Below are 17,353 nucleotides of genomic sequence, written 5' to 3' on the forward strand. Positions count from 1 at the left end.
AACTATCAGCGCAGGCTGACCAGCGTTTGCAGGATCTGATCCTGAGTTTTAATGGTCTGAGCATTAGATTGGTAGTTGCGCTGAGTCACGATCATATTGACCAGTTCCTGACTCATATCAACGTTGGATGATTCCAATGTACCACTGAGCAATTTACCAAAATTGCCTGAGTTCGCAGTCCCCACCATCGGGCTGCCTGAAGCACCGGTTTCTGCCCACACGTTATTACCCTGCGCTGCCAGCCCTTCCGGGTTGGAAAAGTTAGTCAGTACAACCTGACCAAGCAACTGAGATTGCAGATTGGAATAGGTACCGATAACACGACCATCGTTCTCAATACGGTAGCCAGTAAACTGACCGGCGGCATAACCGTCCTGGGTTGGTTTAATTACGCTGTCAGCATCAATTTTTTGCTGCCGGCTGTTGTTAAAATCAATAGTAATATTCGAAGCCAAAGAACCATTCAGCGGAGGAACGTTAAACGTGAACTGGTTATCATTACCAATGACTTTACCATTACCATCAAATTTCAAGGTTCCGAGTGGAGCTTCTTTAGCACCGGCAACATCCCCATCCCGCGCATAGACTTGCCATTCGTTATCCTTTGTTTTTACAAAGAAAACGTTGATACCATGCGGGTTGCCCAGACTGTCGAAAACAGTGATCGTGTTAGGGTAGTTATAAGAGTCCGGCTTGTCTGGGGAGAAAGCTTCTGTTGGTACTTTATGCATCGAATTGAGATTCACTTGCATCGTCACCGCGGTGGTCGCTTTAGCCGCCAACATATCCTGAGATACCGTAATCGCTACCGGGTTAGCACCCTTTTGAATCTGTGGCTCCCCCCCATTGATACTTACTGCCGGATAGCCAGTCAGTTTCATGCCTTGCATATTAATAATGTTACGGTTCTCGTCCATTTTGAACTGGCCGTTACGGGAGTAGTAGATCCCGCCATTACTGTCCTGCATACGGAAGAAACCACTTTGCGAGATCGCCAGGTCGAGGGGGCGATTGGTGGTAGTCGTCGTACCATCTTTAAAGTTCTGATTAACACCCGACAGTTTTACCCCCAGCCCCACCTGAGAACCGGCAAAGATGTCAGCAAAGGCAGCAGTACTGGATTTAAAGCCATATGTCGCTGCGTTAGCGATATTGTTACCTATAACATCCAGATTAGCTGACGCTGCATTCAAGCCACTCACTGCTTGTGAAAAAGACATATTACTCTCCGTTAAAATTCTCGTTTGTTAAAGAATCTGACGCACCTTATCCATCGTGACGGTACCAGCCAGTCCTAAATCTAATTTAGCGCCGTCCCCTCCACGGGTAACGCCATTCACAACAGCGAACGTCAGTGGCTGAAACACTCTCTGCTCGCCTTTATAGCTGGCTGTAATGGTGATTTTATAAGCACCATCCGCAGCCGTAGTGCCATCTTCTTTTGTGCCATTCCAGGTGAAGTTATGGACCCCCGCATCCAGCGCACCGATATCAATTTGGCGTACAACAACCCCTTGTTTATCAGTAATGGTCACTTTCACATCATCCGCAGGCCTCTGCAACTCAATACCAAATGGTGTGGTACTGATGCCCTCTTCCTCACTTGAACCCACCAGAATGGTATCCCCAGGGATCATAACGCCCCGTCCAATCAAAGCCGATGCCTGTAAAGACTGGCTGTTATTAATCTGACCAACAATAGAGCCCAGTGTGGTATTCAGCTTTTCAATCCCCTGTACCGTGTTTATCTGCGCCAAATGGGCGGTCAGCTCATTGTTTTTCATCGGGTTGGTTGGGTCCTGATTTTTCATTTGCGTGATCAGCAAGTTCATGAAGTTGTCATTCAGCTCTTCGCTATTCTTCTTCTTTGTTTTGCTGGTCGGTGCCAACTCCCCAACGACGGTGTTATCCATTGGTTCATTCATTGCACTGGCAATTCCCATAAGTCGCTCCTGTTACTGACCTAACGTTAATGTTTTCAGCATTATCGACTTAGTTGTATTCAGTACCTCAACGTTGGCCTGATAGCTGCGGGAAGCCGAAATGGTGTTGATCATTTCCCCGACCACATCAACGTTTGGCATACGCACATAGCCCTTTTCATCGGCCAGCGGGTGCCCTGGCTGATATTCAAGGCGGAAAGGCGTTGGATCATCAACAACTTCACTCCCCCGGACACCGCCTATTTCCTGTCCTGCCGGTGCGGCAACACGGAAAACCACCTGTTTCGCCCGGTATGGCTGACCATCAGGCCCTGAAACGCTATCAGCATTCGCCATATTGCTGGCACTGACATTTAATCGTTGGGATTGAGCTGATAATGCCGAACCGGCAATATCAAAAACACTGAGTAAAGACATGGCCTTTATCCTTGCTGTAAGACTGACATCATGCTTTTAACTTGGGAGCTGGTCGCCGTCAGTTCAGCCTGATATTTCAGACTGTTATCCATAAAATTGCCGCGTTCCATATCCATATCCACCGTGTTGCCATCCATCGCCGCCTGATAAGGCACCCGATACAGCAAGTCCATCTCCATTCTCTTCTGAGGCTGAATTGGAATATGCCGATCCGATGTCAGCGTCAGCCCAATCCCGTTTCCGGTGACCCGACCGTGCGCAATGGTTTTTTTCAGTTGTGTGGCGAAATCAATATCCCGCGCCTGATATCCTGGAGTATCCGCATTGGCGATATTCGCGGACAATATTTCCTGTCGCCGTGATCGCAATGACAAAGCTTCCTGCTGAAAATGAAAGGCTGCATCTAATTTATCGAGCATATTCCTCCCTCTGATGTGACTTACCTGTGTTATGAACTTTAATAGCGCGGTTCGCGATCGCGAAATTTGCAGTAAACAGAATAAACGCAGAAAGAAAAGCCTATCGGATGAATAGACGCTAATTGAATTGCTATTTATCCCATTAACCGACATTCAATGCGGGTACACTGTGCGCCACCCAACAGCCGCGGATTTATCTACTTTATTGACAAAATAATAAGAGCGAGAAAATGCAAGCTATAAAGATTATCGGGCTATTCGCGTTTTTCTTTATGAATTCGATGGCATGGGGAAATAATCTGCCTCAGGCCATAACGCATTATTTTCAGCAGATACATAGAGATAATCATCAAAAAGTTTCTGTTGAAATCAGAACACCGGAACGGCAATGGCCTCAGTGTGAATCACCGGAAATTCACCCCTCTGTTGGTGGTCAAAACTGGGGAAATATCTCTTTACCTATCGTTTGTCATCAAAAACGCAAATTTATTCAAGTCGCTGTCAGCGTGACAGGACACTATTGGGTTACCCGTCGAGCCCTCTCCCGTAATGATGTTTTATCAGAGAAAGATCTTCAGATCAGAAGCGGATTGCTGGAAAAGCTACCGAACGATCTAATTGTTAACAAAAATGAAATAAAAAACAGTGTTGCTGTACGCAACATTCCAGCAGGGCAGGCAATCACCCGCAACATGTTGCGTCGCCCATGGGCTGTACGGGCAGGTCAGAATGTGGGGGTAATTGTACAGGGAAAGGGTTTCCAGATACGCAATGAAGGGAAAGCTATTAATAACGCTGCAACTTCTGATAAAGTCAAGGTTCGAATGAATTCAGGGCACGTTATAACCGGCCAGGCATTAGAAAACGGCAGTGTAAAAATCATGTTATAAGTTGCTAAAGTTTTCTTTTACTGTGCCGATATAACCAGCAGAGCATGATTTGCAGGTATGCAAATGGCATGTAACCTGCTCCGATCCATAGGTGAACCTATGCCTGGCCATAAAGGATAATGATTATGAGTATCGAACGCACTCAACCCTTATTAGCTATCGCTGCTGTTCAACAGCGACCTACTAATGAAAGCGCCCAGGGCACCCGAAAAACCTCCGGCGTTACGTTAACAAGCAGTGATGCGCAAGTAAAACTGAGCGAAGCACAAACAAAACTGGTTCAGCCGAGCAGCCAGGATATCAACATCCAAAAGGTGCAAAAGCTGAAAGAAGCTGTCGCTCAGGGAACCTTAAAAATGAACAGCGGTAAAATCGCAGACGCTCTGCTCAGAGAAGCCGCCGAAAACTTTCCGTATTATAAAAAGTAATTAAACCCGTTATGGAAGAACTTCAGCAATTACTCGAACAGCAAGTTACCTATTTAACCTCGCTGACCCAAACAATGGCGGAAGAGCAGCGTATTCTGTGCGAGGGTTTTATTGAAGCACGAGATTTGCACCGGGTAACAGAACGAAAAAATTTTTTGTTATCCGCGCTTGGCCATTCAGAACAGCAGCGTCTTAATTTAAGCAAAGAGTTAAAGACCATCGCGCCTTACGATAAGCAGCCTATGCTCGCCACATTGTGGCAACAGATCGGCAAAGCAACTATCCAGGTTCGTGATTCAAACGCCCATAATGGTCTGTTGTTAGCCCAGCATCTTGAGTTAAATAGCAAAGCTATCGCTTTTCTAAAAAGCCACCACAGCCCCTCTCTTTATGGTTCAGACGGCCAGGCTACCCGTCACTCCATGTTTTCCGGCCATAAAGTCCAGGTTTGATTCAGCGCATTACCGCCCATCGCGGTAGTGCCGTTTTTTATTGTTTTGATAGTATTTATTAGCGCCGCCTTCCTGTTCAACCCGAGCTTCGTAGCTGCTCACGGAGTCCTCAGGTATGAATAATTCAAACGAAAAGTATTGTGAAACTGTTATTACAATCAGGGAAGAAAAGATTAGCAACAATCACCATTTGTAAGTCAATGTAACAATTGCACAACTATAATGTTTTGCGTGTTACGAAAATATATTGCAGAATAGGGATAAACGACAACGGGTATTGACAATATAATTTTTAATTACGTAACGTACGAGTTTCAACTTCAGGAACAATATTGATGCACAAGCAACTAAAAAAAAGAAAATCGAGCGGACAACAGATACCAAAAACGCCTCAGCAACAATTCAAAGCTTACTGGAAGTCCATCGAAAAATACCAATTGAAGATCGCCAAGCTACAACAGCAACAAGACGACTTGTTCATGCGCTTTCAACAAGAGGTTTTACCGGTAGAGCATCAATATATACAGTCCAGATATGATAAAGCGGCACGGTTGCTTTCATTTGCCGATAAAAAATCGCTGGGGAAAAACCAACGGAGAGAATTATTTTTCTGGATAGAAGAAGAACTTGCTGAGTTATGTGCTTACCCCTTTAACGAAAACCTTGATCTCAATAAGTTGACCGATCACTTTGCCAATCTTCATGCGTTGAAAGAGGAAGCTCCAACACCAGAACAGATGGCTGATATCCGGCAGACTCTGGATGAATATTTTAATTTTAGTGAAGAAATATCTGATGAAGAATTACTTGATATGATGAAAAGCCCTGAGAAAATGCGTGCCACCATAGAACAGCATTTTCAACGGGAATCAGAACATTTCTACGATGAATATGATGCAGAAGATACCGATGATTTCGACCCTGCGGAAGAAGACCAGAGAAAACTGGATGATTTATTTAAATCGCAGGAAGTAAGCCAAATGTATAGAAAAATAGCCAAGGTATTACATCCGGATCGTGAACAGGATTTAGATGAGAAAAAGAAAAAAAACCAGTTGATGGTACAGTTATCAAAAGCTAAGAAAGATAATGATGTCTGGACGATAATAAACATGTACCACAAGTACATTGATCCAACTTTCAGTTTTAACAGTCGGGATATATCCGACATCAATAAGTTGCTAAAAGCACGTATCGATATCCTGACCAGTGAACTTAATCAGCTAAAAAAATCTGATTCGTTACCGGGCATGATTTGGAGCACACTGGGAGGTGAAACATCGAAGGTAATAGAAGATAACCTCCGCGAGCACTGCAAAAAATTGCAGCAAAATATAGAAAACGAAATCCAACTGCGCGAAAGCCTGCGTTCACTCACCGTACTAAAAAGCTACCTTGCGGAGCGACGTGATGCCTTTGAACTTCAACAGGATATTATCGACTATCTTTTCAAACAATATTGAATCCACTGAGCCTGACGGAAATTTCAGCGCATTACCGCCCATTGCGGTAGTGCCGTCTTCTTGTATTTTGTCCAGTTCCTGCGTTTCAATCTGCTGATACTGATCGTTAACGCATCCAGATGCGTTTCCCAGGGAAGCCGGTTCTCATCCTGTTCGGCTCGCATTCCATTGCGCCGGACTCACAATAACTGCAATCGGACATCATCATATTGGGCACTCTATCACCACCCCTTGTAGGTAGTAAGGTTAAAACGGGCTGATTGATAAACATTGCATACGACAAAAAACCACGGGAACCGTGGTTTTTTTTGATAGCTGAATCTTTTTCTCAGATTTACTGGATCTGACGAAGAGACAAACTGTAAATATATTCATGAGCGGGGGACTGATCCGGATAGACCAACTGAATCTGTAGGGGCAGATCAGTTCCTGGATCAATGGTGTGTGTACTCTTATTCGTCAGGAAGACCATATCACCGCTCTCACGTTTGTCCAGCCAGTTTTTCTGTGTTTCGTACCAGGTTTCCGAAACATGTGCTCCCTGAGGGAGCTGAAAAGAAAGTTCCCACAAAGTGACCCGGACATTAGCTGACTTCATTGTCAGCATATAACTGTGTAAATACCCCCCCTCAGCAGCCCAGCTTGCCTGAAACGACTGTAAAACTACAAGAGGTCTTTCCACAGTGACGTTAACTATTGCTGCTTTTTCACTATCACCATCATTCACATATCCGGGAGGTAATGTCAGTGTACAGTCCAGTCGTGCCCTGCCTGTCTTATTGTCTGCCGGAATCAACTCAACATTAATGACCTTTGAATCTTTTGGGGGAATATTGATTTCCGACTGGAAAGCGCCAACGGTAAATAGGGTCGCATCACTCGTATCAAAAGCCACCTTAATGTTGGCAATGGGCTCAGCACTTTCGTTAGTAATTTTAACGGGCACCTGAAGGGGGCCCCCAGTCAGTAAATCAATCTGACGATCTATGGTAATGCGCAGCGTTACGGCACTCTGAACTTTTGTTGACACAACGCGCTGAGAGTCTCCTGTATTAGCGAATTCTTTTGGTACAAAGAGACCGAACGTCAGCGATGACTCACCGAGATTCAGGCCAGTAACAGGAACAGAGACAATAACACTGTCGTTAGCAGAAATGGTTCCTGGCTGAAGATATGAACCTACAGATATAATATCCGAATTCTTCGCTGTTACTTTCAGTTCTGTATCCGGAACATTGATATCGCTTAAGTTTTTTATTATTAACTCAACGGGTTCGGTTTTGTTTAATCCTATAATTACCGGATTATCGGATTCCATCCTCAACTGAACTGAAAACAAATCCACTCTTGCTTGTGCATTATAAACATTATCGCCTTCATTGATAAATCCGAGAGGAGTATGAAGAGTGAAAGTTAATGACGTCTGGCCCACCTGCTTGCCGGTCACAGGTACTGTGACGGTAACAGAACTTTTTGCCGGAATTATCCCGGGTTGTTCGAATGAGCCAACTGATACCACGTTACTGTTGCCAGATTTTACCTCCAACGTTGTATTCGGCACATCAATATCACTCAGGTTTTCAATCTTGAGTTCGAGGTTTATATTTTGATTAATTTTTAAAACTACAGGGCTAACAGAGGACATTTTCAGTTTAACAAGCTTAACCGGTGCTGCAACAACTGAGCGCGTTCTGTCATTCCACCCCTGTCCCACGAGTGAAGGAATATCTGTCATGGAGGGAACATTCAGGATCTGGCCATTAAGGTTAAGACCAGCCACGAGTGTTCCAGCATGATTCATATTGTTCACTACACAGGAAACCCCATCATGGTGTCCAACATAAAAACCGTAAGATTCGAGCTGAGCCTGATCCAGTTGTACATTAGGAGATATTAAAAGTATATCACCCAGTTCTTGTTGATTAAAATTAATGTTGGTATACAGAGCCATTTTACCCGGAGGGCATTTATCCTTACCCGCGGCATTTTTAATCAGCTGTACATCGTTGTTCATAGTTAATCACCTTATTTTAAATTTAAATATCAAAGCGAAGCTGTGAAATACAAGATGCGTCAATATAATGCATGGGTTATTTTGAATAACCCAAACAACAAGAGATTAGTTCATCTTTACGATTATCTCCAGAGCCGTTTACGATTTACATGGACTCCGCCGTGCAACAACTCAGGCAAGAGGGATATCCGGTTCATGACGAAGATGTGAAGAGGTTGTCTCCACTACACCTTTACGGTTCCAGAAGCCGTCAGCAGAGGGGAGTTAAGACCCTTCAATGAAGATAATTAACATATTGATTTATAATTAAATGGCTATTTAAAATGACTGCTTAACATCGTTTATTTTTCTGTTGCTCCCGCCCCCCCCTATATACAAAAAATTTCACCGTGAAGTTTTTTGGGGATGACCTGCTATTATGCAAATTTATTGAGAAAATAGAGAGCATCGCATTTCAAATGCCCTCTGAATAATTCCCCAAAATTACATCATTTTTTTCTGAAATTCGGTTATATTATTAATCATGTCTTCAAGATTACGGCTCTTTTTAATTATTTCATCTATCTCTTTATCCAATATATCATCACTCAACTTTCCTTGAGCTAGGTGATATATTATCCTCGGTAAAAATGTGAGGTGTAAATCACTTATTTCCATTTTACTTGCCGGCGTATCTTCTTTTGGTTGCGAAGGTTTAAAGATTGGTTTATCTTTTCTGGGTTTCTCTAATGTAAAAACATCCTCAAAAGTATCTACATTCATGATACGTTCACCTAACCACCAATTTTCTTTTTGTATCCCATACCATTTTAATAATGTTGCTATAAATGAAGTTGATTCGTAATGTAATGGTTTCGTGGGTCTGAATAGCGTGTTCTTTTCTATCCATGGAGAAACCAAAATAGTAGGCACCCTCACGCCAAGCAAATCAAAATTAAATCCTGGATAAGTATCTCCTATATAAGGGTTATTTAAATATGGTGGTGACACATGATCATATATTCCACCATGTTCATCAAAAGTAATTACTAATAGTGTATTTTCCCAATCAGGACCTTCAATTAGCGCATTATAGATATCATTTAATGCGTGCTCTCCATGTACTAAGTCTTGAACTGGATGGTATGAATTAGACATAATCCCATTATCACAATCTAACCAAGCGGGTTCTATAAAACTAAAACTGGGTAAGTTTCCACTCTTTGCATCTGCAAAAAATTTACTCATTCCCTGAACATAATCATCTTTATTTTTATCTACTGTCTCAATATGAGATTTTAAAAAAAGATGATATGTATAGTAGAAATCAGGCCAAAGAGAATAATTATAAATCTTCCAATCTGTAATACCATTGCTCCATAATGTATCCCATATTGAGCTGCGGTGTGGACTATTAGGCCAATTAATATAAATTGAACCTGATACGAAGTTCTCCACAGCGCCAAATGATGAACCTGTCAATGAAAAAGCCCGATTAACATCCGTTGGGCCGGGTAATGAACAAAACCACTTATCAGAAATAGCATAGTTTTCAGCAAGTCCGTTTAATATGTTTAGCTGATTAGGTGTATAAGCTAACATTGTTTCCCCATTGCCATTTTCCTGAACAAAACCAGCCATAGAAGGCTTCTTTTTTTCCTTATAAAGATCCGTATGAGTTTCGCCAAAAATTTGTTTCATTACTGACTGATGATCATGGTGTGGATCATATCCAGGGACAATTAATGGAGCCTTCTTTCCGTCTTTGTATTTTCCTTGATATATAACACTTGCATTTTTATCAATATTAAAATTATTATCGCTATCGCAACCATCAAATTTCTTATTTCTATTATCACCGATAATTACAGAAGGAGCATTTTTCTCATATAACCAACCACATGCATGATCCAACGATCTATTTTCAAACATAACATAGACTATTTTTCTTATTTTATTTCTCATAAACCCAATAGTTCCTGGTGACAAATCACTATTCAACAGGCTCATGGGCATCATGGGAGAAAAACCAATATTTATAGAATTATCATTAAATACATCAAGTAAGCTAATATCGCCATTATTACTATTAATAGTACTTATATTATTAAAAAACGGCTCACCATTACCGTTGATATATGCTGGGTTTATTTTCCATACGTTAATTTTGTTATCTTTTCCAATATCAATAAGATAATCACCTATATTTATTTTTTTACTCTCTGAATTTATAAATGACAACCTAGTGTTACTACTGGCTTTTTTTCCTGCCAAATTCCACTCTAAAGAGGGATCAAATATCCAAAGTTCGTTTTTCGAGAGATCTTTGGGTATACTTAATAAATAATTCTGAAAAGGTATGATTATATGATCAACCCACGTTTTACATAATGTTTTTTGCTGTTTAACAGGTGTTCTTACTATCACATCATCACCTTGTGGATCAAATGGATAACACGAATAACCACCTGTTCTGGGAGTCCAGAATAAAAGAAAATTACCCAAAGGTATAATGTTACATCCCTCTACTATATTACGGAAGATACCAGATTTATCAGGAATTTTAGATAAAAAAGTCATTTTATAAGGATCAAATTTAACTTCAAATAATTCATATTCATGAGTTTCATAATCAGTCACAATAATATAATTACCTATCGATACTATATTATGACTACTTTTACCAACCAACCAATTAAAACTAATAAATGGCGAAGATGAGATGATACTATTTTCAACCAAATTGATATTCCACAGAGTAATCCTCCCAGTATCCTTATTCCAGTTTAAAATGAATTTAAAATTATCGTCCGATGATCTGGCCAAAGATTCTTTATTATTATCAGATTGCATATGACATTCTCCACTGTTATTAAATTCATAATGGTTTTCTATTTCAGACTCACATTTATTCTATCGAGATTTAAGCATAAAAATAACCCTCACAATGAATTGTAGACCAGATAAGTTTACCTAATTGGCTAATTATTATTTTTCTTAAAAAAACCAACATAATAGCACATTATTTTATTGATGTAGCTATCAGTTACCGCCAATCGCCGCCGTCATATGTATTTGAAGTTATCACTGTGATTCACACTCAGTTTCAAACCTGAATTTTGAGGACCAGTTTTCCTTCGTCATCTCGTTTCAACCCTGTGGTCGGGCCCTATTTAGTCATGGCATTCAATCTCTTCAATTAGGTAACTCAATCAAATAAAACAAGGTCTTAATGCCATACATTTAATTTAGAAGCGATTTCATGGATATTTTTACACGTCATTTCATAGGTGTTTTTATGAATTATCGTCTACGCTTTGAGAGCAGATGCTATTGGTATTTCAGTGATAATGATTCGCCAGAAATTATATAGTGTCATCTTAATTATATTATTAAAGCATATACTTACAACATTATAGTTATGAACGAAACAAATAGTTGTCTAAGCATTCGTGAAATTTCCACTTGATTTTTGTAGGTATTTCTTTAATAAAAATATTATTTGTTCATGACTCTTATACTATGAGAGAAAACTATGACAGAACAAGCGATCAACACAATATCTATTACCGAGTTATCTTTACCAAAAGGCGGTGGCGCGTTAAAAGGGCTAGATGCCGAGTTAAACACTGCGGGCGTCAGTGGCATGGTTGCTCTCACTGTGCCGCTACCAATTTCTTCTGGCAGAGGCTATGCGCCTTCGTTGTCCCTGCAATACAGCAGCGGACAAGGAAATAGTGAGTTTGGTGCAGGATGGCAGCTCCAACTATTAAAGATCAGCCGAAGGACGCAAAAAGGCGTTCCCAACTACGGCTCAGGGATCGATAAAACCGGGAAAATTGATCAATTTGTTGGCCCTAATGGCGAACTATTAATATCAATGGAAGAGAAAGTAAAAAAAAATACAGTTAACTCTGAAGATATTTCTGCTTCTTATAATATTACTCGCTATTGTTCCCGTTCAGAAAGTAATTTTATACGATTTGAGCATCATCAGTTAGATGATAAAGATGCAGGCCATTGGCTTATCTATTCTCCAGATGGACAAATTCATTGTTTAGGTAAAACAGAACAAGGCCGAATTTTTGACCCCGAAAATAAAAACAAAGTCGCTGTCTGGTTATTAGAAGAGTCTTTATCTTCTACCGGAGAACATATTGGCTATCATTATTTAGCCGAAGACGGCAAAGGATTACCGGAACCACTGCCAGAGTGGGAGTTAGAAAGAGAACGCAATGCACAACGTTACCTTAGTAAAGTCACTTACGGCAATTCAGAACAACATGAAACCCTTTATCTAGAATCACAGCCAGTGTTACCACAGGACGGATGGCTTTTTACCTTGGTTCTCGACTACGGAGAAAGAGGAAATAATTTAGATGAAGCGCCGCCATTTGACACACCAGAAAACGGGCAATGGTTAGTCCGACCGGATATTTTTTCTCGTTATGAATATGGTTTTGAGCTTCGCACTTATCGCCTTTGCAGACAAGTGCTTATGTATCATCATTTTCCAGATCAATTAGGTGATGAGAATGTGCTGGTAAATCGTCTGCTGCTCAAATATGAAGATAGCCCAATATTAAGCACATTGCGTAGCGTTACGATGATGGGTTATGGAGAGCTTCCTCCTCAGTCTCTCCCGCCAATAGAATTTAGTTATACGCCATTTTCTCCGGATAATAATACCGGTTGGCAATCATTTGACTTGCCGGACACAGATTTTGATGGCGTCTATCGCGGTCAAAAATTTCAACTGGTCGATTTATATAAGGATGGTGTTGCAGGGATCCTGCGTTTTGATGCGGGGGAATGGAAGTACCGCTCACCAATACGTGATGTGGCAACAGATCATCCGGACGCGGTTACCTATGCCGATTGGGAAACATTACCTTTAATTCCGGGCTTAAGGCCGGAAAATGCCTACCTGGCCGATATAAACAATGATTTTGAACTTGATTGGATTGTCACCTCTCCAGGACTGTCGGGTTTCTTTACCCATAAGAATCATGGTTGGTCAGACTTTACGCCTTTTAAGGCACTGCCACTTGAATTCTTTTCTGCCGATATTCGCTTCGTAGATATTAATAGCCGTGGTTTTAGCGATTTAGCGTTATTAGGTCCTATGTCCGTTCGTGTTTATCTCAATAATGGCAATGGATTTGAAACAGGTGTTGATGTTGCTTTGCCAGAAACTGCTATTGGCAATTGGGAACGCGATCACGCCAGTCTTGTTGCTTTCAGTGATATTGCCGGCTCCGGTCAACAGCATTGGGTACGGATTAGTGAGGAAGGGGTTAGTTTCAGCCCAAATTTAGGCCACGGTAAGTTTGGTCCTGTTGTAAAACTGAGTGGATTTAATCCGGCAACACCATTTAACCCTGAGCGCATCTATTTAGCCGATATTAATGGCTCAGGAACGACCGACCTGATTTATGCTGATTCAGATAAACTTTATTTATACCTCAACCAAGCAGGGAATTCATATAGCGAACCACATATTATTCCATTGCCGGAAGGGCTCCGCTATACAGATCTACTCAGCAAATTACTGGTCGCAGATATAAGAGGAACCGGTGTGCCCAGTTTAGTATTAAGCGTTGTTGGTGATGATGGTTATTACCACCATTGGCGTTATGATTTTACCCCGGTTAAATCCTATTTATTATCTTCTGTGAGTAATAATATGGGAGCCTATACCGAGTGGGGATATCGTAATTCTGCACAATATTGGTTAGATGAGAAAAAAGAGACGCCGGAGGCAATATCTCGTTTACCGATGCCGATATATGTCCAAGCGTATTCATATGCAAAAGATGAAATCAGCGGTAATTCATTAAGCCAATCCTATACTTATCGGCGTGGCGTTTTCGATCAGAAAGAGCGGGAATTTCGTGGATTTGGTTATATATCAATGACTGAATCAGTTATTGATTTCTACCGGAATGACTCGCCAGAAGATAAAAATACGCGGATTGATTCCTGGTATCACCTTGGTTATGAAGATGATGACAAGCATCTTATTCATTGTTGGTCAGGTGATGAAGAGGCTTTTATTCCCGCGCTAGCTCAATTGACCTATTACGATGCAGAACAACAAAAAGATGTCATTTTAGAAAATCCAGATGAAGCGACACGTAAGGGATTGTATCGCGGCTTACAAGGGATGCTGATACGTAAGGAGATATGGGATATCAATAAAGAGGTGCCACTGAGTGTAGAAATGACTCGCTTGCGTGCCAGATTAGTGCAGCCGACTATTTACGATGATGATAGCCAAGATAGCGTCGTAAAAGAGCCTGTTGTTATGCCCGTCGAGTTGGAAAAAATAAACTATGTATATGAAGGGATAGTGAGTGATCCCGTTATATCTCAACAGGTGATTATCCAACAGGAAGAATATGGTGAAGTATTGCACCGGGTGAGTATCAATTACCCACGCCGGGGTAAACCCCTAACGAATCCCTATCCACCGCTACTGCCTGAAACGGGCTGGAGCAGCAGCTATGATGAGCAACAGCAAATAGTGCATGTCTTTGAAGAGCGGTTTCAAATCGTGCATTTCAACGAACGCAATGTTTGGCGGCTAGGCGTACTTCAAGGGGAAAGACGAAATTATCTGCATCCGGACCCCATTGATATTCCGCAAGGAGAAGGATTTAGTTTTGAAACGCTGACTGAGCCAAGAGGAATATTATCAGCAAATCGTCCCCGCCAATTTGCCGGACAAACCCAAGTTCATTACGCCACCAATGTACCCGAGGCTTTAGCGCTGATTGATCATATTGACGTTGCTGAATTTGATGATGAAAGTTTGTCTGCATTCAAAGATGTTATGAGTGAAACCGAACGGGACAATCATCTGACTTCCGCCGGATATCGTAAAAGCGAACGTATCTTACCCGTACCGGGCATAGAACCTGAAACAGAAGTATGGGTCGCAAGTAATGGATATACGATATATGCAGAGAGGAGTGCATTAAAATTCTACCGGCCATTGTCTCAACAAACCACTTTACTCAGTGGGAAAATCACTTATGAATATGATCAATTTACCTGTGGCATTATAAAAACCCGTGACGCTGCCGGAAATATCACTACGGTTGAATATGATTATCGTTTTATGCAACCTTGGAAACTGACAGATTTAAATGACAATATTTTTGAAGCTAAATTCAACGCACTAGGACGCGTTATTGCCAGTAGTTTTTATGGGCAAGAAGGGGAAAAGAACAATGACGGCGCTTATATCACCAGTGGTTTTTACCCAGTGAATGATTTTGCCTTACCGGACGGTAATGTTACCGAGATGATTGAGCAAGCCCTGCAAAATAAAGAACAAATAGTTTTCCAATATAGCGGAATTGAATGGTTCAGTTGGATGGGAAATATCAGTAAAGAAAAGGCTGAAAATAGTGTTATTGATAAGGAATCAATACATGCAGCCAAGAATTTATGGGATTATTTACTCAGCCGCCAATTTATCACTTCATATGGTCATGTTTGTACCGAAGCCTATCGCTGGTTGGAAAGGCAGAAAATTTATGACTACGGAGATGTTTTACTTTCGTTATTTGATAACAAAAATTGCTTGAAAAAGAAAGATATTCATCAAATTAGGACCCATTTGAATTTATCCGGCGAAGCACTCTGGTGGCGTTTAGTTAAAGCAAGAATTATCAGTGTTCAAGGCGAGGTTCTTCTGCCTGTATCCTGCTGGCAACACGATGCTCAAAGTGATGGATGGGGAGATATAATGCGCAGTCTGTTGGAAGAGGTTTCACAAATGCCGGTGCATGAAGCCAGCTTTATGGCTGACAACTATGCTCGACCTAAACGGGAACAACGTATTCGGATTGCGGTTAGTTTTAGCGACGGTTTCGGTCGGACATTACAAACATCAGTGCTTAATGAACCTGGTTTAGCTTATTTACTTGGTCCATCAGGAGAATTAGTTTTGGACGATAAGAATAAACCAAAGCAAGGCAAATCCGAACCTCGCTGGGCTGTCAGTGGACGAACTGAATACAATAATAAAGGATTAGTTAAGTGTGTGTATCAGCCATTTTTCCTGAATGACTGGCACTATGCGTCCGATGCCAGTTTACGTATTAACCAGTACGCAGATAAATATGAATATGATGCTCTGAATAGAGAAATCAGGGTAGAAACAGCCAACCAGAAGTTACGCAGAACATCTTATTTCCCTTGGTTCAGCGTTCATGAAGATGAGAATGACACAGAAAAAGAAATGGAGGAGCTACGCAATAATATAAAGAAATAGATGACGTTATTTTTGTGCTGATTTCTCGACGTGCCAATTTACCTAATTCGGGCACGTCTTCCAGCCCTGTGGCAATTGCCACAGGGTTATTTCATGAAAGTTTTTTTAAAATAATTTATGAACAATAGAACTATGAGCCTGATATTTTAGTTGAGAAGCTGGGAACGAAGCTCCAGGAGGAGATTTTGTCTTATGTGGGGAATGAGTAGTAAGTTCACCTGTTTCTAATAGCGTTTCTACTGAGACAACGCCTTGACTATTTTTACTGATGAGAGTAAATGAAACACCCAATCCTACTTTGCTATAATTTAAAATTCTATTATCAGCCTCTTCCCCTTCAATATTGAAACCCGCCTTCCCACTATAAGCTAACGTACCCTGATCAAAATGATCTAATAAACCAATTAGCTGTTTATTTGAATGTTCAGAGGAAATACCTATTGGATCTGTAGGATTAAGGCGATTGAAAAGTGCTATATTATCACGAACTCCCTCTTTACCCGTTTTCCATGATTCACTGGGTGTGCTTGTACCCGCATGTAATGCATAGAAAGTTGAGTCTTTTACCCCGGTTATCATTGTACATCCGGTCAATGTACCACCGGTTATTAACACCGAACGATTTGACTCAAGGTCATCAAATTTGATTTTAAGCCCTGCTGCACCTTCTACCCCATTATGCAATACGATTAGGTCTGTTGTTTCACTCAACGGATTTTTCTCCCAGAATGTGCCAGCAAACCATTTGGAGCTCTTATTATACGATGTTATTTTATCACCCGGTGACGTCTCTAAAACATCACGCTTGTCGATTGATGTTAGTTCATTTTGCGGTTTCGGATCGAATTTTTCCTTACTATCGTGCCGAGCAAAACTAAAGTCTGTCACAATATCACTTTGTCCTTTGGTATAAAACGGACCTTTCCTTTTCAATTTACTTGCATCACCTTGCTTTACACCTTTTTTGGTCTTCCAGCCATCCAATATACGACCATCAATGTCCCTGTATGTGATCGGATTATTCCTCACCATACAGTACAAATTCAACCCATCCACCGTACCCG

The 17,353-nt window shown here is 41.2% G+C and carries 13 protein-coding genes; 5 read left to right on the forward strand and 8 right to left on the reverse strand.

All coding sequences use genetic code 11. The features are described from left to right. Positions 1-5: 5 nt before the first annotated feature. Genes flgE through flgB form a run of 4 tightly spaced genes read right to left on the reverse strand, consistent with a single transcriptional unit; the run spans position 6 to position 2,779 of the window. On the reverse strand, positions 6-1,220 hold the full coding sequence (gene flgE, locus LGZ99_RS19235; RefSeq protein ID WP_021326486.1) for a flagellar hook protein FlgE: 1,215 nt from the start codon (positions 1,218-1,220) through the stop codon (positions 6-8). A 27-nt stretch (positions 1,221-1,247) separates the two neighbouring features. Further along, a complete protein-coding gene (gene flgD, locus LGZ99_RS19240) occupies positions 1,248-1,925 on the reverse strand; it encodes a flagellar hook assembly protein FlgD (protein ID WP_390894041.1) in 678 nt (225 codons plus the stop codon). 30 nt (positions 1,926-1,955) lie between these two features. Beyond that, positions 1,956-2,360: a flagellar basal body rod protein FlgC gene (gene flgC, locus LGZ99_RS19245; protein ID WP_036838312.1), complete on the reverse strand. Its 405-nt coding sequence runs from the start codon at positions 2,358-2,360 to the stop codon at positions 1,956-1,958. Between the two features lie 5 nt (positions 2,361-2,365). Beyond that, entirely contained in the window at positions 2,366-2,779 is a 414-nt protein-coding gene (gene flgB, locus LGZ99_RS19250; RefSeq protein ID WP_021326489.1) for a flagellar basal body rod protein FlgB, read from the reverse strand. 230 nt (positions 2,780-3,009) lie between these two features. Here flgB and flgA point away from each other — a divergent pair, with 230 nt between their 5' ends. The 4 genes from flgA (at position 3,010) to LGZ99_RS19270 (ending at position 6,012) form a co-directional block, all read left to right on the forward strand. Continuing rightward, positions 3,010-3,669, forward strand: coding sequence for a flagellar basal body P-ring formation chaperone FlgA (flgA, locus tag LGZ99_RS19255; RefSeq protein ID WP_023045736.1), 660 nt, complete (start codon positions 3,010-3,012; stop codon positions 3,667-3,669). 125 nt (positions 3,670-3,794) lie between these two features. Further along, positions 3,795-4,097: a flagellar biosynthesis anti-sigma factor FlgM gene (flgM, locus tag LGZ99_RS19260; protein ID WP_021326490.1), complete on the forward strand. Its 303-nt coding sequence runs from the start codon at positions 3,795-3,797 to the stop codon at positions 4,095-4,097. Between the two features lie 11 nt (positions 4,098-4,108). Beyond that, positions 4,109-4,549, forward strand: a complete 441-nt coding sequence (locus LGZ99_RS19265) for a flagella synthesis protein FlgN (protein WP_021326491.1) — start codon at positions 4,109-4,111, stop codon at positions 4,547-4,549. 335 nt (positions 4,550-4,884) lie between these two features. Next, positions 4,885-6,012, forward strand: a complete 1,128-nt coding sequence (locus LGZ99_RS19270) for a hypothetical protein (protein WP_036838309.1) — start codon at positions 4,885-4,887, stop codon at positions 6,010-6,012. A gap of 23 nt (positions 6,013-6,035) precedes the next feature. Here the strand turns inward: LGZ99_RS19270 and LGZ99_RS19275 are convergent, their stop codons facing one another. From LGZ99_RS19275 to LGZ99_RS19290, 3 genes are all read right to left on the reverse strand, one after another. Beyond that, positions 6,036-6,176, reverse strand: a complete 141-nt coding sequence (locus LGZ99_RS19275) for a hypothetical protein (protein WP_152962983.1) — start codon at positions 6,174-6,176, stop codon at positions 6,036-6,038. Between the two features lie 170 nt (positions 6,177-6,346). Next, positions 6,347-8,026: a COG1361 family protein gene (locus LGZ99_RS19280; protein ID WP_021326082.1), complete on the reverse strand. Its 1,680-nt coding sequence runs from the start codon at positions 8,024-8,026 to the stop codon at positions 6,347-6,349. 483 nt (positions 8,027-8,509) lie between these two features. Further along, a complete protein-coding gene (locus LGZ99_RS19290; RefSeq protein WP_051769363.1) occupies positions 8,510-10,858 on the reverse strand; it encodes an alkaline phosphatase family protein in 2,349 nt (782 codons plus the stop codon). 682 nt (positions 10,859-11,540) lie between these two features. Between LGZ99_RS19290 and LGZ99_RS19295 the strand changes: the two genes are divergently transcribed. After that, on the forward strand, positions 11,541-16,289 hold the full coding sequence (locus LGZ99_RS19295) for a SpvB/TcaC N-terminal domain-containing protein (RefSeq protein WP_051769360.1): 4,749 nt from the start codon (positions 11,541-11,543) through the stop codon (positions 16,287-16,289). Positions 16,290-16,394: 105 nt separating this feature from the next. Here the strand turns inward: LGZ99_RS19295 and LGZ99_RS19300 are convergent. Further along, positions 16,395-17,353 (reverse strand): cytotoxic necrotizing factor Rho-activating domain-containing protein (locus LGZ99_RS19300; protein WP_262979460.1); only part of this gene is annotated, 959 nt, incomplete at its 5' end.

The organism is Photorhabdus temperata (assembly GCF_025384845.1).
GTDB lineage: Bacteria > Pseudomonadota > Gammaproteobacteria > Enterobacterales > Enterobacteriaceae > Photorhabdus > Photorhabdus temperata.